Here is a 24,464-nt window from a genome sequence, read left to right as displayed (position 1 = left end):
TTTCATCGAGTGTGCCTCTTAAAATAGACCTGCTGGTTGCTCACTATAGCTAACTAGTAAATTTTTAGTCTGCTGATAATGTCCGAGCATCATAAGGTGATTTTCCCGGCCGATTCCGGATTTTTTGTAGCCACCAAATGCGGCGTGGGCAGGGTATTGGTGATAACAATTCGTCCACACACGTCCTGCTTCAATTCCTCTTCCAAATCGATAAGCAGTGTTCATATTTCTTGTCCAGACTCCTGCTCCTAAACCATATAGCGTATCATTTGCGACTGCAAGGGCTTCTTCATCATCTTTAAAGGTCGTAACAGATAAAACTGGGCCAAAGATCTCTTCTTGGAATATACGCATCTTGTTATCTCCTTTAAAGATCGTAGGCTGTACATAATAGCCGCTTTCCAGTTCTCCTTCCAATTTATTAATATTTCCCCCTGTAAGCACCTCTGCTCCTTCTTGTTTTCCAATATCCAGATAGGACTGTATTTTTTCCATTTGTTCATTGGAAGCCTGTGCTCCCATCATGGTCTCCGTGTCTAATGGATGGCCTATTTTAATTTGTTTTACCCGTTCCAGCGACCGCTCCATAAATTCATCGTAAATGGATTCATGTATAAGTGCACGAGAAGGACACGTACATACTTCTCCTTGGTTGAGAGCAAACATAACCAAACCTTCTATCGCCTTATCGAGAAAGCCATCATCTCTGTCTAAGACATCTTCGAAAAATATATTAGGCGATTTCCCACCCAATTCCAGGGTCACAGGAATGATGTTTTCAGAGGCATATTGCATAATTAATCGCCCTGTTGTCGTTTCGCCAGTGAATGCTATTTTAGAAATCCGACTGTTTGATGCTAATGGCTTCCCTGCTTCTACACCAAAGCCGTTCACAACATTTAAAACACCGGGCGGAAGTAGATCACCAATGAGTTCTAGTAAAACATGGATAGATGCTGGTGTCTGTTCGGCAGGTTTTAATACAACACAATTTCCTGCTGCAAGTGCTGGTGCTAACTTCCAGGTCGCCATCAGAATAGGGAAATTCCATGGAATAATTTGTCCTATCACACCAAGTGGCTCATGAAAATGGTATGCCACTGTATCATTATCAATCTGGCTAATCCCACCCTCTTGGGCACGTATCACTCCTGCAAAGTAGCGAAAATGATCTACTGCCAGTGGGATATCGGCAGCAAGCGTCTCTCTTACTGCTTTACCATTGTCCCATGTTTCGGCCACAGCTAATAATTCCAAGTTCTCTTCCATACGATCGGCAATCTTATTTAAAATATTTGCTCTTACTGCCACGGATGTTTCTCCCCACTCTTTCTTGGCTGCATGTGCTGCATCAAGGGCTGCTTCCACATCCTCTTTTGTTGATCTGGAAACTTCGCAGAATGCTTTTCCCGTAACTGGGCTCACATTTTCAAAGTACTTTCCATTTGCCGGTGGACGATATTCTCCGCCAATGTAATTGTCATACCTGTCTTTAAACTGGACTAGCGATCCTTCGCTATTTGGATTTGCATACCTCATTCTATCCACTCCTCCTCTTTTGCAAACGCTTACAAATTAGGTGTAAAAACTAGGTGGCTTTCTACTGATTACTATAGCAATTAATTCAGAATCATTCAAACATTTTGTATTAGTTAGAATTTATCAAGATAGAACGCGCTGATTCAAAACGTAACTGCGTCCTGTAAAAACGAATCACCGCTGTATGTATCGCCCAATAAAAAAGATCCCCTGGGTTTATAAAAACCCGAGGACCTATTCTATGGGCAAATAAGTTTGCCTAACTTATAAATTCTAATCCAAGAGATACGCGTTCATGTTACTTTACTTCTGGAAGTACACGTACTTCCTGTTCCATTGAAGATTTACAAAGTGGACATTCCGGCTCCTGTTCAAAACTGTAACTTTCTCTCATCCAACCCTGACAATCGTCACTGGTACATGACCATACGTTAGTTTCCACCTCTGGAACTGGTTCCTTTGGTCCGCGAGAAAATGACATGGCAGCATCCCCTTTCCTGATACCCTTCTATTATACCCCTTTCTCTTAAACAAAGAAAGGTCATATTATGCTAATTACGATTCTCCATAACCCTATGTTGAACAACACAACTAGCATTTTCATCCTTCTACTAGTATAGTCATGCACTATACAAATTATACCAAAAAGGGGGTGGGGCATTACAAGGCAAATCGTTGAATTGCTTTCGCAACACCGTCTTGATTATTCGTATCTGTGACAAAATCTGCAGCCTGTTTGATAGCATCCTGCGCATTGCCCATCGCAACACCAATTCCAGCTTGCTGGATCATTTTCATATCATTCAAACTATCGCCTACTGCCATAACGTTCTGCATGGTGATACCGAGCTTATCACAAACAAGTTCTAAGGCACTGGCTTTACTTACCCCTTTAGGGTTTGCCTCTACATTCGTAGGTAGCGAGTTGGTTAATTCAAGGTCATCTGAATAGGAAAGTTCCTTCACCATCACATCAAGCTTTTCTTTATCAAATGACTCACAACCAAACTTTAACCAATTATGTGCATAGAAATCTTCTGGTGGCGTCTCTCTGTACACACCGTCGGTTGAGATCATCCACATGCCTACACCTGTTTCAATACCAAGATTCCATAGCTTCTCCATTTTAGCCGGATCCATCAAATGCTGATCAACAAGCTCCTTCTTAACAGTCCAAATCTCTCCTCCATTAGCTGTCACCAGGTAGGATTGGAGTTTCAATTTTTCTGCATACGGATAGCAGGAGTTCAGCCAACGCCCTGTACTAAGTACTACCTGAATGCCTTTCTCTAATGCCTTGGCAATAACTTCTTCTGTGTACGGAGTCACTTGATGCTCACTTGTTAGTAATGTTCCATCCATATCTAGTGCAATAAGTTTCACTTCTTGTTTTTCTTCCATTTTTCAAACCTCCATGTTCTGGTTATGTTCCACTTTAATTTTTCGATCATACAAACGCGTTGTAACAAAAGGTATTATCAGGAGACCCAATAAAATAATAAATAAAAGTTCAATATTATATAAATCTACAATAAAGCCACCAAACACTGGACCTATCATTCTCCCTGCTGCAGCGACACTGTTGACAATTCCTTGGTAAAATCCTTCCCTTCCTTTTGGTGCCAGTTCATTTGCTAAAGTTGGCACAGCCGGCCATACAAGCATCTCGCCTACTGTCAATATCACCATAGCTGCAGCAAACATGGTAAATGTCTCTGAGACCATCGCAATCAGATAGGATACGATAAAAATAACCGTGCCCATATAAATATGAACCTTTTGGGATGTTATACGTTCTGCTACCCATTTTATCAGAGGCTGGCCAAGAACGATAAGAAAACCATTTATCGCCCATAAAGAACTATATTGCGCTAATGGGATACCAATGTCCTGTGTATAAGAAGCAATGGTTGATTGCCATTGACTATAGGCAATCCAGGCTATGAGGAATCCCCCACACAAAATAAACAAGGCAGTAAAAGCTGTTCTGCTTTGTATTTTTGCCCGTTGCTGCAAAATAGATGTGTGCATCTGTCGATCTTTTTCTTTATCGAGGTTCCGAAATGTAAACAGAACGATGATAAAATAAATAAGAAATACAGTGGCATTAGAAATAAATATATAATCAAAAGAAATACTGGCAATATAGCCACCCAACGTCGCACCGAGCGCCACACCAAAATTTTGAGCAACATAAATGGCGTTAAAAGCCCTTCTTCCACCTTCAGGCCAGATGGAACCAGCCATAGCAAACATAACGGGCCAGGTAATTCCTGAACCAAACCCAATTAGCACGAGAAAGATCGAGTAAGAGACGATGCTATCATGTGTGAAGGCAAGCATAACAGCAGAAACTACCGCAATGCCTGTTCCTCCTAGAATCGTTTTATACGCGCTAAATTTATCGAAAAGGAGCCCGCCGATTAGATTCCCTGCAATAGAAGCACCTTGGTTAAACATTAAAATGAACCCCGCAAAAGCTAAGCTTTTACCGAGCTCATTATGCATATAAATGGTGTTTAATGGCCAGAGAAAAGAGGCCCCCGTTACGTTAATTGCTGTTGCTATTACTAATAGCCAGATATATTTTGGCAATTCTCATCATCTCGCATTCTCTGTAATGTACCACGTTATTCTATTACACTTTCGGCACTGTGGCAATTCCTATTTGCGCAATGAAAATAAACCTGTTTGTCCAGTTAATTACAGTGTCTCTATTGCTATTTTAATCCCTTTAAGAAGATCTTGCTCCGACCAGCTTGGCATATTCTTTTCAACAGCAAGCGCGTGTGAGGCTGGGATATGGATAAAGCCAGAAGGGGTCGCTAACCCATGCTGTTTTGCATAGTGTAGGCCATGATACATGACATTATTACACAGATAAGCTCCAGCCGTATTTGAAATTTTGGCAGGTAACTTCTCTTCTTTTAATCGGTCTACTATTTTCTTAATGGGTAGTGTAGAAAAATACCCATCTGCTCCATCTTCAGAAATAGCTTCGCCGTCTGGTTTATGCCCTTCATTATCTACAGGACCATCATTACAATTGATTGCGATCCGCTCTGGCGTGATACAGTTTCGGCCAGCCGCGAAACCTAGTGAGATGATAACATCGGGTTTATGTTGCTCAATTAACTCAATCAGCTGCTTACCAGACTTATGGAAATCCACGGTAAGTACTTCTCCTATAATCTCGTACCCATTGTGCTGCTCCCCATTTAATGACTGTGCAATAGACGTAGTTGGGTTAATGGGAAATTCTAAAAAGGCTTCAAATCCTGTTAGTAGTAATTTCTTCATGCTTTTTTCCCTCTCTCTATATGTTGTCGAAATTGTTTCAGGCGTATGAGAAATTTCTCTTGTTTACGAGCATCCTCCTCTGCTTTTTCTACAGATACCCGCTTAAAGGAGACCTCCCCACCTGGGATAAGCTGCGCAATCTTCGGAATATCTGTGGAGCTCACCGTACCTATTCTCGGATAGCCGCCCGTTGTTTGTCTGTCTGCCATTAAAATAATGGGTTCGCCAGCGCTTGTGATTTGCACTCCACCGAATGGAATGCCATCTGACCAGACCTTTACCTTTTCCGGCTTGATAGCCTGTCCCTCTAGTCTATAGCCCATTCGATTGGAATTGGCGCCCACTTTATACGGTTCAGTGAAAAACGTGGTTCTGTCTGCTTGTGTAAAATAATCGGTATGTGGACCTTCAATCAAAGAGATCTTAACCCTTTTTTGATAGATTGGAATGAGTGTGTTTGCTACACTGATTCCGGTCTTTTCCATTACTGGGTATCCTTTTATCACATCTTCTATTTCCAGCGACTTTCCAAAGCCACTATTCCCATCAACGGAGCTACTTCCAAAATAAGCTGGTGTCTCAAATCCCCCAGACACTGCCAAATATGCTCTTACGCCAGATTGATGTTTTCCGAAAACAAGTTCATCCCCTTCTTCAATCCTTACCGTTTTCCACATAGCAATGGGCTCACCATTACACGTTGGACTTAGGTTGGCACCCGTGATGACAATTGTCATGGTCGTTTTTGCCAGTAATGTGGGACCTACTAATGTAATTTCAAGACAGGGACTCGTTCGCTTATTTCCTGCGAGGATATTTGCCACTTGAAGGGAAAACCGGTCCATTGCGCCAGACACGGGTACACCAAACTGTTGGTAGCCTGTCCGCCCCATGTCCTGAAATGTAGTTTGTATCCCTGGCTTGATAACTTGAAAGAGCTCTTGCTGTACCATAAGGCTGTCTCCTTTCTTCATTTAAAGGAATGTTTACATACTTTCAATCAAAATTCCTTCCGCTTGAAGTGCTGTAGTTAATTCCCTTACAAAAGGCACTGCGGAAGTACCATCTCCATGTACACAGATCGTATCAGCTTGTATAGGAAGGCTATTCCCTTTTACGGACGTTACGTGGCCTTCGGTTAGCATCCCCTTCACTTGCTTTACTGCCTGGTCAACTGATTCTATTAGTGCTCCTGGCGTGTTTCTTGGTGTAAGACTGCCATCTTCCTGATATGTACGGTCAGCAAAAACCTCTGAAGCTACGCGTAAACCTAGACGTTTCCCTTCCTCTACCAAATAACTACCTGCAAGGCCATACAAGATTAAGTTTTGGTCGAAGTCTGCGACCGCTTTCGCAATTGCATGTGCCACATGCTTCTTTTTAGCTGCTACGTTGTATAATTCGCCATGGGCTTTAACGTGATGCATTGGAACGTCTTGTGCCTTACAGAAGGCGTGCAATGCCCCAATTTGATAGAGAACATGGCTGTATATTTCTACATCCGTTAATTCGATCTTTCTCCGTCCAAAGCCTGCAAGGTCTGGGTAACCTGGATGTGCCCCAATGGCTACCCCGTTTTGTTTAGCTAGCTTCACCGTGTCTTCCATAACGTTTGGATCGCCTGCATGTGCACCACATGCTATATTTGCTGATGTAATATGTTGCATTAGCTGTTCATCTGCCCCGAAAGTATACGCACCAAAGCTTTCTCCCATATCGCAATTTAAATCTACTGTCCTATTCATCAGCGATCACCTCTTCCCACTTATTACTCAAGGTCAACTGACTATAATCTGCTTCAGATATTTCATAAAATTTCACGCGATCACCAGGCTGAAATAGAAAAGCATCCTCCTTCTTTTCTGCATCAAATAAAGGGATAGGAGTATTACCTATAATATTCCAACCACCAGGTGACGACAGTGGATAAATTCCTGTTTGGGCATCAGCAATACCTACAGATCCTGCCGGCGTTTTAGCACGAGGTTCTTGTAGTCTTGGTGTGGCGATTGCAGAATCCAATCCGCCGAGGTAAGGAAACCCTGGTAGAAATCCTAACAGATAGACTAGATATTCCGGTTGCTGATGTCGTTTCACCACCTCATCTTCAGTCATATGGTGTCTCTTCGCTACATCTGTAAGATCTGACCCATGTTCTCCCCCATAGCACACAGGAATATGTAATAGCCGTGTTTTTTCCTGAATGCTTTCTTGATCTTGTTCTTTTCCCAGTAGGTTCTCTAGCTTGCCTATTAGTTCCTCAAATCGAATTTTAATGGGTTCATAGTAAAGGGTGATGGTTTGATACCCTGGAACAAGCTCTATCACACCATAAATAGACCTCTCTTGGATAAGCCTACAAGTATACTGAATTTGTTGGTTCATTTGCGGACTAACATCACCTGCAAATTCTATACGGATAACCCCATCCCCGATCGTAGCAATCGTCTTTTCCATTTCATCAGCCCCTTTCCATTTACTTGCTGTTTCCTATTCTAAAACAAATTTGTTTCTTCCTGCCCCCATACCAAATAACACGACACATAGAGAAACTCCAATTAGGAACATTAAAGGAATATTCCAGCTATGTGTCAGGTCATAAAGCAAACCAATAAGCAAAGGGCCAAGAGCTGCTAATAGATAGCCTAGGCACTGTGCCATTCCTGATAAGGCAGCTGCCTGCTTTGCGTTTTTTGCACGCATCCCCAGAAAAGCTAAAGCAAGGGCAAAGGTTCCGCTTAACGTAAATCCAATTAACACTGTGCTTATAATCATGACAAGGTAAGATCCCCCCATTAAAAGTCCTGTATACCCCGTAATCGAGAGAATACCATTCACAATCACGATCGGCCGCTGTGATTTTAACTTTCCGGCAATAACTGGCACAAGAAAGCTAGCTGGTAACCCAACAAGCTGCATGATGGAAAGCATCCAGCCAGCTGCTGACATACTTAAGCCATATTGGTGAAGAATCTCCGGTAACCAGGAAATCGTTACATAAAACAAAAAGGACTGCAGTCCCATAAAGGCTGCAACCTGCCAGGCAAGCGATGATTTCCAGATCGCATTGTTTTCGCCCGTAACGAAAGCGACATCCATAGATTGAGTAGACTTATTTCGCTTATTTAGGTATATCCATAAGAAGATGCCAAGAAGCGCAGGCACTCCCCATACAACTAAGGCCCATTGCCACCCTAGCCCCATGTTAATGGTTAGTGGAATACTGAGTCCTGAAGCAGCTGCAGCAAAAACACCCATTGCTGTGGAGTATACACTTGTCATCAACGCAACCTTCAAGGGAAACTTTTCTTTAATTACACTAGGCAACAAGACATTACATACAGCTATCCCTACACCAACAAGCAATGTCCCGAAAAATAAAAGGGAGATTACGGAGACCGAGCGGACGCTAATTCCTAATAGTAATAGCACAAGTCCTGCCAGCATGACGCGCTCATTTGAGAACCGGTTTGCTAATCTCGGGATGAGTGGTGACATCATGGCAAAAGCTACCAATGGTAGACTTGTTAACAAACCAGCACTCCAGTTAGAAATACCCAAATCGTCGCGAATCGTTGTGATGAGAGGTCCTACTGAGGTAATAGCTGGACGTAAATTAAAGGCTACAAAAATAATTCCTGCAACCAATATGATCTGTTGTAATTTCTGCGTCTTTTCTAACGTACGTTCCATTCTAAGTTTGTCTCCTTTATCTCTATCTGTGTTAATAGTAGCACAATAGGGAGAAAAGGAAAAAACGTAATGATCCGTAATTTTCACACGACTATACTTACTAGCTAATGATATAGATAAAAAGCGTTACATGTGGATACAAGGAAGGTGTTCGGAAGGTTTTATTCACGTGTGTTTCGAGGTGAAAAAGGTAATTCGTTTGCAAGAGGGAAGTGTAAAAAATAGTGGGGGTTAATATGCTCCTGAATATCGGGGTTATTAACAAAGAGGCTGGGGACTATCCGACGAGGTATGATGATGAGTCCCCTTTATGTATGTATAAAGTTTCTTTCCTTATTTCCCTGAAGAAAGAAGGCTTTCTTTATGCTCATCCAGTATATTATTGGATATCCAGGCAATACGGTAGCTAACTGTGCCAAACCTTAACTTACTCCGCGTCAATGCATTAACCATAAGGATCTCTTCCAACTCTTCCATCATGTACGACACTTGAGCATATGGATTAATTTGCTTTTCCTCCTCAAAAGGTTGACAGGCTAATAACCAATTCCCACTATTTCTCCCTTTCTCCCCTACATTTCGAACATCCTTCATCAAATCCCCCTATCTTGTTATACTTCTTTTTTTCTCCGCTGCTTATCTTCCCCTTTAAAACCAATTACAATTTAGTTTAATACAGGAAAATATATTCATGACTATATTCCTATTATGCCATAGACGTCAAGAACCATATGTTTTCTGTAATGATGTCGAAACAAGGAGAAAATCCCATGCATTTGATCCATCCGCTGTCAAAAAAACACGCATTATAGAATACCTTGTAGAAAAATAAAACAAATTGAGGATTTAAAAAGATATGAAACTAAATATTACAATTGTGTAAATTATTTTACGATTAAGTAACAACTTAAACTGGTCTGTGCTTTTTGATGAAACTTCTCCTTGCAGTCATTAGCAATAACCCTTGGTTGACCAATTTTCCCAACAGGCTATTTTCCTTGGATGTCGCTATGATTATGGTATAATATTTGTATAAATCAGCATATACTAATATGGCTGTACAGTGTGTAAATAAGTCTTTTGGACGATTGCTTTCGTTCGAAAAAAAGACCACAGCTGCAACTGTGGTCAGGTGATAAGCGGTTCTCTCAGAGGATCGGCTTCCTAGTTAATAGGCCTTCCCCAACCATCACTTTTTAGGTTAATGGGGAGGTCTATTTTTTGTTGATCATACGAATGATCAGAGTCAGGAGCGCTATAATAAACGTCCCAAACGAGAGCATTACCATAAATACTTGATAAATATCCAAATGGCATCCCCCCCTTCGTCAGAAAAAGGGCTTTGCCGATCACTACTGATAAAGAACGTTATCTAGTTACTAGTATACCACGCACAGAGCGAAAAATACCCCAAAACAGGAACAAATGTTCTATTTATTTCATAGGATATCTTTCCCCTAAAAATGTGGCTATAAAACAAGCTTTGACTGCTTGTTTACGATATTATATGCTACAAAATTAATTCCTTGTAATGCAAATGGAAGGAGTTAACGATATAAATTTTGTGATTTAATAGAAAATCTGCGCTTGTCTCCATTTATAAGGATCAAAAAAAGGACACTGATTTCAAATCAGTGTCCTTTTTGTTTCGTGTTTATTCCGTTTCATCCGTTGTAGCTGGTTCCATATCCTGAATGTCTTCTGGTTGTTTAATCTCTTCGGAATCAGAAGATTTAACGATGCCTTCCTCTTCCGGTGTTCCGTAGAAATAGTCGGAAGAATCAACAGGATTCCACGATTCATTTGGTGTATAGAATCTTAATAGATCACCGTATAAGACTTCATCTGACAGTTCAAGCTCTTTCAGAACCTCTTCTTTTTGTTTTTCCATTTCTTCAGTAGGGTTTTCAATTACTTCTTTTGTTTCATTGTCATAGAAAACATCATTCACAGAGCTGTATTCTGGTGTCATAAAGTCACCGTTTCTGAATGGAACAACTTCTTCATGCTCCTCTGAGAACAAGTCGGTACCAAATTGGATATAGTCTTTCGCATCAACGCCCATTAAATGAAGCATTGTTGGCATAACATCTACTTGACCACCATAAGAGTGGTTCGTCCCTTGTCCTTCAACACCAGGAACTTTAATAAAGAATGGTGTCCGTTGAAGTTCCGCATTTTTTAATGGTGTAATTTCTTCACCCGTAATTTCTTCCATTGCACGGTTATGGTTATCAGAAATTCCGTAATGGTCTCCATAAATCATGATTATAGAATCTTCATAGAGCCCTTTTTCTTTTAGATCATTGAAGAATTGCTCCAACGATTCATCAAGATAACGCGCAGTTTGGAAATAACGGTCCACTGAACCATCGCCCGTTTCTGCAGGAGCGATGCTAGCATCCTCTTCATCTATTAAATAAGGATGGTGGTGTGTCAATGTCATCATGTGCGCGTAGAATGGCTGATCCATGTTTTCCAAATATGGCATAGATTCATCAAAGAATGGTTTATCCTTCAAGCCATAATTAATTACATTATCCTCACTCATATCGAAAAAGTCAGCATGATAGAATTCATCAATGCCTAAATGCTTGTATACTTCGTCACGGTTCCAGAAAGACTTTCCGTCACCATGGAAGACAGAACTTGTGTAACCAAGCTCTTGATCTAAAATAGCAGGTAATGCTTGGTACGTATTTGTTCCCTTCGTTACAAATGCAGCCCCTTGTGGCAGTCCATAAAGGGAGGTATCCATCGTTAGCTCAGAATCAGCAGTTTTACCTTGTTCTGTTTGATGGAAGAAGTTATCAAAATACGTAAAGTTTTTGCTTTCGTCATGTACGAGTGAATTTAGAAATGGGGTTACTTCTTCCCCATGTAACTCGTAATCTATCAAAAAGGACTGGAAGGATTCTAAGTGAATCTTAATAATGTTTTTACCTTCACCTTTACCAAAGTATTCTTCGTTTGGTGCAGCATACTTGTATTTCGTATAGTTTTCCACTTGTGTAATATCATCACTATCCGCTAGCACACGGCGTGTAGATGTTTTAGCACTTTGAATCGCATCATAAATGGTGAAGTTATATGCACCTAAATATTTTACGACATAGTTACGGTCAAATGTCCGCTCCAACAATTGCGGACGATCCGCTTCGGCTAAACCAAGGTTAACAGAAAAGGCAATCACACCTGCTACGATAACTGTTAGCGGTTTGCGAATTTTCATTCTTGTAACAGACCAGTTTGATTTCATTGTAATAAACAAAACAATCAGCAATACAAGATCTAATGCATAAAACAAATCTTGAACTTGAACTAAATCTGCAATACTTCCACCAATGCTACCAAAGTTATCAGTCTGCATTAATGTAGGAATCGTAATAAAATCACTATTGAAACGATAGAAAACAACATTTGCATAAAGAATAAATGTCATGATCGCATCAATCAGGATAATAAACAATCCCGCTTTTCTTCCTTTAGCGAATAAGGCAAGCCCTAAAAATATTAGAGCAGAGCTTAGTGGATTAAAGAATAATAGAAACTGTTGCATGGCTCCACTAACACCAAGACTAAATTCAGTAGAATAGATTATATACGTTTTTAACCAGAGTAAGACAACAGCAATAGCGAAGAATCCCATCTTCGTAGATATTAATTTCTTCACTTTCTTCACCTCTTATTTTCTTTACATTTAATTTACATTACAACGATTTTTTATTATACCCTACTTATTACCTTTGGTCAAAGTTATTTTGAACCGGGTATATCCTACTGTATGGCTTGTTCACATATATAGTGAGGCTTCACAGGCTAACTCAGCACGTAAATTAGAACAATTTACCTATGGTACAAAAACTTGCAAAAAAGATTAAATAAAAAAGGGACAAGCACTCCTGTCCCTTTTTTCCTTCGTTTCGTACCTTTTAACGTTATTATACCATTCTGTGAAAGAAGTTAAACCTCTATTTCTTAAACTCTGTCCTTATTAAACTTTAAATCTGGCAACGAGGCTATTTAACTCTTCTGCTGAGTTTGCCAGCTGTTTGGAACTGTTTGCTACTTCTTCCATTGCGCTACTCGTTTGTTCAGTTGAGGCGGAAGTCTCTTCTACACCGGCGGCAGATTCCTCGGCGATGGCCGCAATTTCTTCAACAGAATGATTCATCTTGCTGCTTTTTCCTGCCAGATCTGCTAAGTTGGCAGAAATAGCTTTTATACTATCCGCCATCGTAGTGACAGACCGATTGATCTCCGTAAAGGTTTCCGATGTGGATTGTATTTTTTCTGTCCCTTGTTCTACTTCTTGATAGCTGTCGTTCAGCGACACAGAAATAGCTCGTGTTTCGGTTTGAATATTTGTTACAAACTCTGTAATTCCGGATACTGATTTTGCTACCTCTTCAGCAAGCTTTCTTACTTCATCAGCAACAACCGAAAAGCCTTTGCCACTTTCCCCTGCTCTAGCTGCTTCAATCGCAGCATTCAGTGCAAGTAAATTCGTTTGCTCCGCAATATTCTGGATTACCGATACAAGTTGACTAATATGCTGTGTATGCTGGTCTAATCCTTGCACTTTCACCACTGCGTCCCGTACAATCTCGTCAATTTTCATCATTTGCTCTCTGGACTCATTCATCAAACTTGCTCCCTCATTCGTCTTAGCAAGTACGTTAGTGGAAGTCGCTTGAATGTTTTCTCCGCTTTCATTCGTTTCCTGTATGCTCTTAGTAAAAGTGGACATGACCGAAGATAAGCTGCTGGCATTGGTTGCTTGTTCCTCTGTACCATGAGCCAATTCTTCCATTGTAATGGCAACTTGCTCAGAGCCTGCCTTTACTTCATTAGCTGACTGGGTAAGTTCCTCGCTTTGATTGGACACCGTACCAGATACCTCGCCTATTTTCATAATCAACTGTCGCGTATTGGTAGTCATGGTGTTTGTTGCGGACACGAGCTCACTAATCTCATCCTTTGTTGTGATGGAAAGATCATCGTGTCGAAGATTTCCTGAAGCAACCTCTTTCATCCGTTGCATTACCGTCACAATCGGTTTCGTAATTTTGCTTGAAGTTACAAGAGCAATTGTCACACCAGCAAGAATTACTAACACAGCAATAACAGAGGTGACTATTAAGTTGGTATGACCACTATCTACAGTCTGTTTTCCGAGCTCTTGGATCTCTTGCTCGCTAGCTGCTGCCATTTCTTGAAATGCTCTGGTGATCTCTCCCTCCAATGGTTGAACAAACAAGGACATGATTTCCAGTGCTCTATCTTCATTACCATTCTCATACTCTGTAAGGACTTCATCGGTAAATGTGCCCCATTCAATTTTTTTCTCCATTAGGGTTTGAATTTCTTCTGCGTCATTTAGTTCGAGCAATTTGTTTTCCAAAGCAATCGATTCATCAATACCTTCATTAAATTGTTCCTTTAAATTAGAATCACCATATAACAAATAACCACGTAATAAGGACGTTCTGTTTTGCATATCAAGTGTGATTTTCTCTTGGGTAATTAACAGTTCCAAATGGTAATCTGTCAATTTTTCCATATCTTTATTTGTACTATATACGGTATAGGCATTGTATGCCGATAAAAGAACAACCAAAAAAATGACAATCCCGAAACCGAATAATATTTTTCCTTTAATTCGTTTGAAGCCAAATCTCTTCTTCATCTATTCCACCTCTTCATGTTAATATCCGTGTTGCCCGATTCTTCCTACTAGATATATCGACATGAAGCGAGAAGTATTTAGTTCTCTGAGAAAAGCAACAATATTAAATTAATTATGGAATGATTAGCCAGTTATGCTTCACTGCCTTGAGTGCGGCGCTTGTCCGGTCTGCAACATTTAACTTCCTTAGAATTGCGCTAACATGATTATTCACGGTATATGAAGAAAGGTATAATTCCTGAGCAATCTCGGAATTTTTCTTTCCATTTGTAATGCCTTCAAGTATCTTCCACTCTTGTTCACTTAAAATGCCAGTTGGTTTTTGTTCCTTTATAGGATTCTTATGTATATAGTCACTCATGAGCACTGGGCACAGTTGTGGATGTACGTATTGACCTCCTGCGAATATCGATTCTATGGCCATTTTTATTTCGATTAATTCCATGCGTCCATGAAAGTAGCCATCGAAGCCCATCTGGAATAGCTTTTTTAAATCTTCAACAGTAATTTTTTTAATTAAAATAGCAATTAGTGTCGTAGAATTGCTCAGACCTGAAAGAATCTCTTCTAAATTTGTGTCTCGGCCTAACTCAATAATGACTAAGTCTGTATCCAGTGTTTGCTTAGATATCTGCCCATGCTTCAATATGTTGTAGGATTCTATGTTGTAATAGTTGATACTTTCGCTTAGAATTTTACAAATGTTATCCATTATTTCAGATCTCGAAATAACCGTGACTTTCTTCATCTATTTAATCTCCTTTATGATTATTATGGCCTAGCTGTTTTCGTGCATGCAAAAAGGGAGTCGATTGTTCGACTCCCCTTACTGCCTACTTTCCCTCTTCCTATTATATACTTACAACCTAAATTTTCCAACAAGAACGTTTAACTCTACTGCCAGCTTAGCAAGTTGTTCCGAGCTACCAGCTACTTCTTCCATTGAACTGCTTGTTTGCTGTGATGAGGCAGATGTTTGTTCAACACCTGCTGCTGATTCTTCTGAAATAGCTGCAATATCTTCTATTGAACGATTCATTTCTTCACTGCTCGTGGCCATTTCAGAAAGATTTTCGGAAATTTGCTTCACGCTATTGGTCATCTCATTTACAAATAGCTGAATGCCTTGGAATGTTTCTCCAGTCGTCCTCAATTGGGAAGTCCCCTTTTCCACTTCCGCATAGCCTGTTTCCAAGGTTTGGGCGACACTGTTCGACTCTGTCTGGATGCCCGTAACGATTCCAGTGATATCTGTTACCGAAACAGATACCTGTTCGGCTAACTTACGTACTTCATCGGCAACAACGGCAAAGCCTTTTCCTTGCTCTCCAGCACGTGCTGCTTCAATCGCTGCATTCAAGGCAAGGAGGTTCGTTTGTTCTGCAATGTCTCTAATGACCGATACCAGTTTCGAAATCTCCTTCGATTGGGCATCTAGTCCTTTCATCTTCTGTACAGACTCTTTTACAATACGATCTATTGCTACCATTTGCGTTGTGGAATTTTCCATTAACGTGCTTCCCTCATTGGTCATGACCATTACTTCATTGGATGCTTGTTGGACAAGTGCCCCTTTGTCATTAGCCTGATGCACTTTGGTGGTGAAGGAACTAATTACTTCCGCCAAATCACTTGCACTATTAGCTTGTGTTTCCGTACCACTTGCTAACTCCTGCATCGTTTCTGCTACCTGTTCACTTCCCGCTTTTACTTCATTTGCAGACTGTGTCAGCTCTTCACTATGACTGGTAACAGTTTGGGAAACGGTTGCTACCTGATGAATGACATTTCGCAAATGTTCTGTCATTCCATTAATAGCTGTCGACAGTTTGCCTATCTCATCTTTGCCTTTATAATCCATTGGTTCGACAGCCAGATTGCCGTCAGCAATTTGATTACTAATAGAAACCACACGGCCTAAGTTACGTGATACACTTCTACTAATCACGAAAACGAGAACCCCACCAATAACAATGCTACCAATCATCGTTGCCAGTTGAATGATTAAGGTAAGTTCTTGCAAATCCTTTGTTTCCCTTGTAGATTTGAAGCGTTCTTCATTCATTACTTCCCGCAACTCATCAAGTTGAAAAACAATACTTGAACGAAGGATTTTAGCTTCAGAAACAAGGGAAGCTGCATTAGATGTGTCTCCCTTGTTCGCCGTAGGAACCACTTCATTCATGAAAAGTTCGTTCATCTCTTGATCCTTGCTAACAATTTGCTCAAATAATTCTTTTTGTTCAGCAGTATTTATTCTTTCCCGAATCATTTCAGCCAGCTCATTAAATTGTTTCGTGTAGGTCTCATATTCTTCCACGGATAACATGCTTTGATTATACATGTAGGTTGAAATAGGAACACCTTTCTCTTTCGTAATTGCGCTCATTTCCGTAATATCTACTGCTTGATTTCCCCGCATATCCACGTTTCTAACATTGTCTCCAATGTCAGTTAGCAACTTAGAAACGTAGGCTGTAGATGCAGCAATGAGAATAAACACAAGTATAATGGTAAAGCCGTATTTCCAACCGATCTTCACATTTCGTAACGTAAGCTTTTTCCGCATTCCCCTAGTTCCTTCCCTATGTAGCTTGATCTGTTTATCACGGTGCAACCTTCCGTAAGACTCCCACTTCAAAACATGTGGTGAAATCATGATGTTTAAGTTGGAGTAAACGGACGTTAACACCCCGATTCGTTCAACTAACAATCAGTGGAGGAAGGATGAAACCGCCCCACTAATTGAAGTTTCACTTTATAGTGCTTTTGATAATGCCTCGTTAATTCTGTCCGCTGTAAAAGGCTTGACGATAAAATCCTTTGCCCCAGCTTGAATTGCTTCTACAACCATTCCTTGCTGCCCCATCGCTGAGCACATAATAACTTTTGCATCTGCATCCAGCTTTTTAATTTCTTTTAATGCTTCTACACCATTCATCTCAGGCATCGTAATATCCATCGTCACAAGATCTGGTTTTACTTCTTGATACATATCTACTGCAACTTGGCCATTCTCCGCTTCGCCAACAACCTCATGTCCAAGTTTTGTTACGATATCCTTTAATTGCATACGCATAAATGCAGCATCATCTGTTACTAAAATTCTTGCCATGATTGAAACCCTCCAAAATAAAATTAATTAATCGCTTGTTTCACTTCCTGTACTTCTTCCATATCCAGAATATGCTCTAGGTCCAAAAGGATAAGCAGCTCATCCTTTAATTTAGCAACACCTTCTAAATATCTTGCCTCCACTCCAGCAATCATTTCTGGCGGTGGCTCAATTGCCTCTGCTCCGATATCCAAGACTTCATTAGCAGCATCCACAAGCAATCCAACCTGCATTCCTTTTATCTCTACAATCAGAAAGCGGCTTTCATCTGTTGTGTCCGTCTGACCGATCCATAATCGCTCTCTTAAATCAATGACTGGAATTGTGTTTCCGCGCAAATAGATGACTCCTTTAATGAAAGAAGCCGTTCTTGGTACCTCTGTTACTTTTTGTAGACGTTCAATGGAATGTACCTGACTGACATCCACTCCATATGACTGGTTTTTTAATGTAAACACAATAAATTTTCTTAGGCCTTCCACAGTTTGTCCCCCCTTATTTCACTAATGCATTAGGATCAAGAATTAATGCCACACGCCCGTCACCTAAAATTGTGGCACCTGAGATGGCAAAGACATCCTTCAAGTAAGCTCCAAGCGCCTTAAGTACGACTTCTTTCTGACCGATGAAAGAGTCAACCAGAATTCCTGTCAGCTTGTTCCCTTTTTTCACAACCACAATAGCCTGGTCTGTTGAATTATTTGTTTCTGTTTCTTCTATATTAAAAACTTTTCTTAAGGAGACGATCGGGATAATATTTCCCCGGAAATCAATCACTCTCTGTCCGTGAGCATCCATAATTTCTTTTTCGTCAATCATCAGTGTTTCAATAATAGAAGAAAGTGGGATGGCATATATTTCTTTTGATACGTCAACTAGCAGTGTTGATAGAATCGACAATGTTAGTGGAAGCTGGATGGAAAACTTACTTCCTTTCCCTTGTGTTGACTCAATGGATAGCTTTCCACCAAGCGATTCAATTTTATTTTTGACCACATCAAGTCCTACTCCGCGGCCGGAAATATCTGAAACTGTTTCTGCTGTACTAAAGCCAGAAGCGAGGATAAGCTCATTTACTTCTTGATCTGTTAATTTTTCCAGTTGTGCTTCTGTTAAGACACCATTTTCAATCGCCTTTGCAGCAACTTTTTCACGATTGATTCCAGCTCCATCATCTTCCATTTCTATAAACACATGGTTTCCACTATGGAAAGCACGCAATATTAGGCTGCCTTTTTCCGCTTTGCCTGCTTTTTTACGCTGCTCTGGTGATTCAATACCATGGTCAATCGAATTTCGGATTAAGTGAACAAGTGGATCACCAATTTCATCAATTACCGTACGGTCTAGCTCCGTATCTGCCCCAATAATCTCTAGTTCTAAGTTTTTGTTAAGATCCTTGGCCAATCCGCGCACCATTCTTGGGAAACGATTAAATACCTGTTCTACTGGAACCATCCGCATCGTAAGAATTAAGCTTTGCATGTCCTCTGAAACTCTGGACATATGCTCGACAGTATCCTGTAAGGCTTCGTTTTTAATTTCACTCGCCAAATCTTCTAATCTACTTCTGTCAATAACTACTTCTTCAAATAGATTCATAAGATCATCAATCCGTTCAAGATTCACCCGAATTGTTTTAGACGTAACGGCTTTATGACTTTCTTGTTTCGCCTCAGTGGGTGCTTCTTCTTTCGTTGCAGCGATTTCTTCTGTTGCTAATACAGCTTCTTCTTTCACCGCGGAATACGGGCTAATCTCAGCAGATTCTACTTCCGATACATTATGTACACTTTGCTTCACTTCTGCTGCAGGAGATTTTGTTAGCACGATAAGAGAAAAACGGTCTACCTCGCCTGCTTCAAGCTCTTCAACAGGAGGAGATGTTTTTATAATTTCACCATGTTGTTCGACCGCTTCCACTACCATATAGGCACGGGCCGCTTTTAAGATACACCCTTCGTCCAGCGCAACCTCCATTTGGTAGGCTTCAAAGCCTTGCTCCTTCGCCTGGTCAAGGACAGTTAATTGGTATTCATCAAGCTCCAGGTTTTCTTGCGTTGTAGCTTTTGTTGCTACTGGAGCCTCTTCTGGCTGTTTTCCATTTTCAATTGCTTCTAAGCGAGCAAGTAAATCTGTCACATCTTTCTTTCCTTCGTTGCCACCTGCAATCGATTCGACCATCTCTTCTAATGCCTCGACGGCTGCAAACGTAACGTCGATTACTTCTGTCGTAACATGTAGTGAGCTGTTTCTAATTTTGTCTAACACATTTTCCATATTATGAGTAAGTGATGCAATATCTTCGTATCCCATCGTGGCTGCCATCCCTTTTAATGTGTGGGCGGAGCGAAAAATCTCATTCACAATGGAAAGGTCATCAGACTGTTTTTCCAGCTTTAACAGCTGGTCATTGACTGCCTGTAAATGCTCATTACTTTCATCTAGAAATATTTCGATATAATCATTCGTATCCATATAACCTTCCTTTCACCTTCGCATTCTTATAGACTAGCTATCTAATAAGAACATGACATCTAATTCACCAAGATTTTCAAAGCCTGCTGTTAATTGTATTGCTTTTTTGTAACCAGAAATCTTTGTAGATCCCTGTAATACTGTTGGTGCTGTAATATCAGTTGTCAGCCCTTCATTCACGATAATGGTCGCAATTCCACCGGCTATCATATTCCCCAGCTCTCCACTAAAAGAGACAAGCATCTCTCCCTCCACAGCCATTCCAAACATGACACCGCCAATTCCACTAAAGACAGCGGGATCACCTGAGAGCATGATTTTTCCTCTGATGTCGCCTGTTATCCCTATTAGCACACCATACTCTACAATTGGCGGCTCTGTTAGTAGTTGTGGTTTTGAAACGTTTTGAGCTACTGGGATAATGGATTTCATGGTAGTATTTGTGCCATTAAGTAAATGTGTTATAACTTTGCTCTGTTGATTGGCTGTTGTTGTCATCTTGCTATCTCCCCTTATTATTCATTTGTCGTTATATCGTAATTAGGTAGAATGAGTACTTCTACTCGCCTATTTTTTGCCCGGTTTGCTTCCGAGTTGTTTGGCACAATTGGTTGGTGTTCCCCGTATCCCTTTGCACTAAATTTGCCTGGGTCAAGCTGATCGTTCTCTAGGATCAGCCCCATAAAATTAATCGCGCGCATGACACTAAGCTCCCAGTTTGAAGCAAATTCTGCGTTATAAACGGGGCGATCGTCTGCATGCCCACTTACAACGATCTGATGTGGTGGGTCTGTATAGAGAAGTTCTGAAACATCCTTTGCAAGACGCTGCCCTCTTTCTTTTACCTCTGCACTACCCGAGTCAAAAGAAATATCATTCAAAATCGTAAGCAATAATCCTTCATCCGTGAGCTGTGTATCAAACACCTCTTCAAGCTCTTCTTCTTTGATATAGCTATTAATGTGCTCTTGGATTGTCTCCAGCTCTTCAAGCTCTTCATCTTCTTTGCTTACCTGTTTGGGCTCTTCTTGTATCTCTTGCTCCTCATCGTCTTCAGGAATATCGACAGTTGATTCATTCGGTGCATTGCTTTCTTCCATAAAACTAGCCCCACCCGAAAATTCTTCTTGGAATACAGTGGAAAGCTGGTTATACTTTTCCGAATCTATTTCACTCATGGCGAATAAGACAATGAAGAGTGCTACAAGTAAGGTAAGTAGATCGGAATATGGTAAGAGCCAGGATTCATCAATATGGTTTTCTCTATTTTTTTTCTTCCTACGCATCTTCCTGTTCCTGCCTTAACGCCTTTAATTCCTTTGTAGATAAATATGATCCTAATTTATCTCTTACCATCATGGCAGAATCGCCATTCGTAATAGAAAGGATCCCTTCCACGATCACTTCTTTACGTTGCACTTCTTTCTTTGACTTTTCCTTTAGCTTATTGGCAAATGGGTGCCATAGCACGTACCCTGTAAAGATACCGAGTAGAGTAGCTATAAAAGCTGCGGAAATCGCATGGCCTAATGCTTCGATATCATTCATATCACTTAGTGCTGCTATTAAACCAATTACGGCACCAAGTACTCCAAGGGTCGGGGCATACGTTCCTGCTTGAGAAAAAACGGCAGCGCCTTCCTGGTGTCTCGACTCCATCGCGTCTACCTTTTCCAGCATAACTTCACGTATAAACTCTGCTGGTTGACCATCAATCGCAAGTTGTAAGCCTGAGGATAAGAAAGGATCCTCTGTTTCTTCTACTTGTCTTTCTAATGATAGTAGACCTTCTTTTCTTGTTTGATCAGCCCACTCTGTAAACGTCATGATTAATTCCTGCGTGTTTTCCTGCTTTTCTTCAGAAAAAATAATTTTAAACAGAGAAGGAATTTTCTTAACGGTGCTCATTGGAAAGGCAATAACCACCGAAGCTGCTGTTCCCACGAGGATGATTAGAATGGCAGCAGGGTTTACTAATGCTGCAACGCCTACACCTTTTAATACCATCCCTACACCGACTGCAATCACACCTAGTATGACGCCAATGACAGACGTTTTATCCATTACACATGTCTCCTTTATCTCGTTGTCAGTTGTAAAATTAACTAGTAGGTTTCGTTAAGGTGAGGAGGATCTTTAATATTCGTTCAACCTTTTTCAGCCTTATTAAAAACGCTATCCCTTAAAAGTAGAATAGCCAAAAAAGAATAATTGATTATCTTTTTGGCAGCCAGGCGATCGTAGCTTGAGAACCTTAGACCCTTTGCTTTGCGTCCTACTCTTTCAAGCAGTTTGCCTTTTCTAGAATTGGATTTTGTCCCATTAGTTAAAAATACCTATGCTTTTATATCGTCTCATTTCAAAAATAATTTAGGGATAATGTAAAAAATAAAATTTGGTACAATACTCCAATTTTTTTGCAGAGTGTGATTATATAGTGTCCTACCCGCTTTAGCTAAAATATTATTCTACATTTTTCTACATAATTTGTTTTCTTTGTCGATATAACTTGAGAATGTACATTTCAAAATAAATTATCAATGAGAGTGGTGTTATTACATGAAGAAATTCAAATTAAAAAGATTCAAGTTCAGCTTAAAGAACAAGCTTCTTTTATCCTTTTTGCTGGTGTTGCTCGTTCCTAGTTGCATTATTGCCTATACATCTTACATGAGTGCGAAAAGTAACACAGATAGTCGAATGCTGAATACCGCAGAGGAAAGTCTGCAAATGGTAGATCAAACGATTAATCAGCTACTTCAGGCACAAATGGAAAACGTGGACTTTCTATCCAATGCAATTTCTGCGGAAGCCCTTATAGACCAGGATACAGACCAAATTAAAGCTTTACTTGATAGAATTCAAGATTCTAAGGTTGATGTGGAACAAACCTATGTGGGGACAGTTGAAGGAGATTTTATAAAGTCTCCTGATAAATTTAAAAATTCGGCGGATTATGATCCTCGAGAACGTCCTTGGTATCAACTGGCAATGGAAAATAAAGGTGAAGTGGTCATTACAGAGCCTTATCTATCAAATTCGACTCAGGTAATTGTAGTGACGATTGCCAAGACAACTGCTGATGGACAAGGTGTTATTGGAGCTAATTTAAAACTTGATAGCTTATCAGCGATGGTTGGTGAGATTAACATCGGCAAAGAAGGATATGTGTATTTACTTGACGGGACAAAGCATTATATTACACACCCTACAAATGAGGCTGGGTCGGAGGCAACCGCTTCGTTTATCGATGATCTTTATGCATCTAATAAGGGCAAGTTTAGTTATGAAATGGACGGAGAAAATAAAAAGCTTGCCTTTACAACAAACGAAACTTCCGGCTGGAAGATAGCTGGTTCTATGTTCCAAGATGAAGTAGATGATGCTGTGGCGCCCATTTTCCATAAAACAATTATTGTAATTGCCATCGCGCTTGTCATTGGAATTGCAGTTGTTCTATTCATCATTCGTTCTATCACTCGCCCAGTTAATAATTTGGTTGAAGTTGCTGATAAAATGAGTAAGGGCGATTTAACTGTCGAGGTTGAAAATCATAGTAATGATGAAATTGGCCAATTGGCAAATGCCTTCAATCGCATGAGAAAACATTTAAATGAAGTGATTGTACAAGTACGTGACAAAGCAAATAACCTTGCAGCCTCCTCAGAGGAGTTAAATGCGAGTTCACAACAGAACACGGTAGCTACAGAACAGATTACAAATTCTATACAAGATGTAGCATCCGGAGTGGAAAGTCAATCTAGCAGCATAGATGCTAGCTCCAGAATGGCACAGGAAATGTCTTCATCCATCCAACAGATTGCAACCAGTTCCAATGAAGTTGCTTCCACTGCAGAAGATGCTAATGTTGTTATTGATGCTGGGAATAAAGCAATTAGAACAACAGTAGGACAAATGGAATTCATTAAGAAAACAGTCCATGAACTTTCAGGAAACATCAAAGGTCTTGGCAATAAAACGAGAGAAATTGGGGAAATCGTAGATGTGATCACGAACATCGCAGAGCAAACCAATCTATTAGCCTTAAATGCTGCTATTGAAGCGGCAAGAGCTGGCGAACATGGGAAAGGCTTTGCCGTTGTAGCAGATGAGGTTCGTAAGCTTGCAGAGCAATCATCTCAATCATCCGAGCAGATTAAGAATATGATTCAATCTATACAGAGCGAATCCATCGATGCAGTCAAAGCGATGGAAACTGGTACAACCGAAGTAGATCGAGGAATTGAAGTGGTTGGCGAAGCTGGTCAGTCCTTTAATGATATTACATCATTTGTAAATACAGTAACGACACAGATCCAGCAAGTTGCTTCAAAAATTCAAGAAATCTCGTCAGGTACAGACCAATTTGTTGAAACATTTGATAGTCTTGCAGGTATTTCTGAAACTACATCTGGAGCAGCACAAAACGTTTCTGCATCAACAGAGGAACAGCTAGCATCCATGGAGGAAATTACCGATTCTGCTAATTCCCTTTCCATTATGGCGGAGGAATTGCAGGAGGTAGTGGAACAGTTTAAGTTGTAACATAAAAAAGAGGAGTTTTCTAGAACTCCTCTTTTTTATATTCGTCTATCTTCAAAAACCTTCTTTAAAATTGTGCTAATATATCCGATATAATAAGTATGTACG

The 24,464-nt window shown here is 40.4% G+C and carries 22 protein-coding genes and 1 riboswitch; of the genes, 1 reads left to right on the top strand and 21 read right to left on the bottom strand.

All coding sequences use genetic code 11. The annotated features are described in order from the left end of the window. Window positions 1–18: 18 nt before the first annotated feature. From adh to motA, 21 genes are all read right to left on the bottom strand, one after another. Window positions 19–1,539 carry an aldehyde dehydrogenase gene (gene adh, locus ACTWPF_RS06345; protein ID WP_443148712.1) on the bottom strand — a complete coding sequence of 507 codons (1,521 nt, stop codon included), beginning with the start codon at window positions 1,537–1,539 and terminating at the stop codon, window positions 19–21. 298 nt (window positions 1,540–1,837) lie between these two features. Continuing rightward, window positions 1,838–2,020 carry a cold-shock protein gene (locus ACTWPF_RS06340; protein WP_036575169.1) on the bottom strand — a complete coding sequence of 61 codons (183 nt, stop codon included), beginning with the start codon at window positions 2,018–2,020 and terminating at the stop codon, window positions 1,838–1,840. Window positions 2,021–2,199: 179 nt separating this feature from the next. Further along, a complete protein-coding gene (locus tag ACTWPF_RS06335; RefSeq protein ID WP_058950926.1) occupies window positions 2,200–2,940 on the bottom strand; it encodes a Cof-type HAD-IIB family hydrolase in 741 nt (246 codons plus the stop codon). A gap of 3 nt (window positions 2,941–2,943) precedes the next feature. Continuing rightward, window positions 2,944–4,134 (bottom strand): MDR family MFS transporter, encoded by a 1,191-nt coding sequence (locus ACTWPF_RS06330; protein ID WP_443148711.1) that lies wholly within the window; start codon window positions 4,132–4,134, stop codon window positions 2,944–2,946. A gap of 108 nt (window positions 4,135–4,242) precedes the next feature. Then, the gene (locus ACTWPF_RS06325; protein WP_161464599.1) at window positions 4,243–4,839 is read right to left on the bottom strand and encodes a pyroglutamyl-peptidase I; all 597 of its coding nucleotides are present in this window, start codon (window positions 4,837–4,839) and stop codon (window positions 4,243–4,245) included. Further along, the gene (locus ACTWPF_RS06320; RefSeq protein WP_443148710.1) at window positions 4,836–5,792 is read right to left on the bottom strand and encodes a biotin-dependent carboxyltransferase family protein; all 957 of its coding nucleotides are present in this window, start codon (window positions 5,790–5,792) and stop codon (window positions 4,836–4,838) included. Before ACTWPF_RS06320 ends, ACTWPF_RS06325 begins: the two co-directional genes overlap by 4 nt. Before the next feature lie 33 nt (window positions 5,793–5,825). After that, window positions 5,826–6,584 (bottom strand): 5-oxoprolinase subunit PxpA, encoded by a 759-nt coding sequence (locus ACTWPF_RS06315; RefSeq protein ID WP_443148709.1) that lies wholly within the window; start codon window positions 6,582–6,584, stop codon window positions 5,826–5,828. Beyond that, complete coding sequence (gene pxpB / locus ACTWPF_RS06310) at window positions 6,577–7,296, bottom strand: 5-oxoprolinase subunit PxpB (RefSeq protein WP_443148708.1); 720 nt, start codon at window positions 7,294–7,296, stop codon at window positions 6,577–6,579. Before pxpB ends, ACTWPF_RS06315 begins: the two co-directional genes overlap by 8 nt. A 33-nt stretch (window positions 7,297–7,329) precedes the next feature. Further along, window positions 7,330–8,532: a CynX/NimT family MFS transporter gene (locus tag ACTWPF_RS06305; RefSeq protein ID WP_443148707.1), complete on the bottom strand. Its 1,203-nt coding sequence runs from the start codon at window positions 8,530–8,532 to the stop codon at window positions 7,330–7,332. Window positions 8,533–8,865: 333 nt separating this feature from the next. Further along, window positions 8,866–9,126, bottom strand: coding sequence for a hypothetical protein (locus ACTWPF_RS06300; protein WP_238020681.1), 261 nt, complete (start codon window positions 9,124–9,126; stop codon window positions 8,866–8,868). Between the two features lie 620 nt (window positions 9,127–9,746). Then, a complete protein-coding gene (locus tag ACTWPF_RS06295) occupies window positions 9,747–9,842 on the bottom strand; it encodes a putative holin-like toxin (RefSeq protein WP_081779381.1) in 96 nt (31 codons plus the stop codon). Window positions 9,843–10,186: 344 nt separating this feature from the next. Next, complete coding sequence (locus tag ACTWPF_RS06290; protein WP_238020680.1) at window positions 10,187–12,205, bottom strand: LTA synthase family protein; 2,019 nt, start codon at window positions 12,203–12,205, stop codon at window positions 10,187–10,189. A 321-nt stretch (window positions 12,206–12,526) separates the two neighbouring features. Next, complete coding sequence (locus ACTWPF_RS06285) at window positions 12,527–14,221, bottom strand: methyl-accepting chemotaxis protein (protein ID WP_443148706.1); 1,695 nt, start codon at window positions 14,219–14,221, stop codon at window positions 12,527–12,529. A 112-nt stretch (window positions 14,222–14,333) separates the two neighbouring features. Then, window positions 14,334–14,969 carry a response regulator transcription factor gene (locus tag ACTWPF_RS06280; RefSeq protein ID WP_443148705.1) on the bottom strand — a complete coding sequence of 212 codons (636 nt, stop codon included), beginning with the start codon at window positions 14,967–14,969 and terminating at the stop codon, window positions 14,334–14,336. 111 nt (window positions 14,970–15,080) lie between these two features. Continuing rightward, window positions 15,081–16,790 carry a methyl-accepting chemotaxis protein gene (locus ACTWPF_RS06275; protein WP_443148704.1) on the bottom strand — a complete coding sequence of 570 codons (1,710 nt, stop codon included), beginning with the start codon at window positions 16,788–16,790 and terminating at the stop codon, window positions 15,081–15,083. 189 nt (window positions 16,791–16,979) lie between these two features. Next, window positions 16,980–17,336 carry a response regulator gene (locus ACTWPF_RS06270; RefSeq protein WP_106897402.1) on the bottom strand — a complete coding sequence of 119 codons (357 nt, stop codon included), beginning with the start codon at window positions 17,334–17,336 and terminating at the stop codon, window positions 16,980–16,982. 23 nt (window positions 17,337–17,359) lie between these two features. Next, the gene (locus ACTWPF_RS06265) at window positions 17,360–17,818 is read right to left on the bottom strand and encodes a chemotaxis protein CheW (protein WP_443148703.1); all 459 of its coding nucleotides are present in this window, start codon (window positions 17,816–17,818) and stop codon (window positions 17,360–17,362) included. 13 nt (window positions 17,819–17,831) lie between these two features. Continuing rightward, window positions 17,832–19,814 (bottom strand): chemotaxis protein CheW, encoded by a 1,983-nt coding sequence (locus tag ACTWPF_RS06260; protein WP_443148702.1) that lies wholly within the window; start codon window positions 19,812–19,814, stop codon window positions 17,832–17,834. 33 nt (window positions 19,815–19,847) lie between these two features. Next, window positions 19,848–20,312, bottom strand: coding sequence for a chemotaxis protein CheX (locus ACTWPF_RS06255; RefSeq protein WP_106897405.1), 465 nt, complete (start codon window positions 20,310–20,312; stop codon window positions 19,848–19,850). A gap of 17 nt (window positions 20,313–20,329) precedes the next feature. Next, window positions 20,330–21,100 (bottom strand): flagellar motor protein MotB, encoded by a 771-nt coding sequence (gene motB, locus ACTWPF_RS06250; RefSeq protein ID WP_443148701.1) that lies wholly within the window; start codon window positions 21,098–21,100, stop codon window positions 20,330–20,332. Next, a complete protein-coding gene (gene motA / locus ACTWPF_RS06245; RefSeq protein WP_443148700.1) occupies window positions 21,093–21,878 on the bottom strand; it encodes a flagellar motor stator protein MotA in 786 nt (261 codons plus the stop codon). The genes motB and motA overlap by 8 nt, the downstream gene beginning before the upstream one ends. A 158-nt stretch (window positions 21,879–22,036) precedes the next feature. Beyond that, window positions 22,037–22,121: riboswitch (cyclic di-GMP riboswitch) on the bottom strand. Between the two features lie 252 nt (window positions 22,122–22,373). Between motA and ACTWPF_RS06240 the strand changes: the two genes are divergently transcribed. Further along, window positions 22,374–24,359 carry a methyl-accepting chemotaxis protein gene (locus tag ACTWPF_RS06240; RefSeq protein ID WP_443148699.1) on the top strand — a complete coding sequence of 662 codons (1,986 nt, stop codon included), beginning with the start codon at window positions 22,374–22,376 and terminating at the stop codon, window positions 24,357–24,359. Window positions 24,360–24,464 lie beyond the last annotated feature (105 nt).

Source organism: Oceanobacillus sp. M65, assembly GCF_052246275.1.
Classification (GTDB): Bacteria; Bacillota; Bacilli; order Bacillales; family Amphibacillaceae; genus Oceanobacillus_B; species Oceanobacillus_B jordanicus.
Note: the sequence above shows the minus strand (reverse complement) of the source record. Positions and strands in the feature narration are given on the sequence as shown.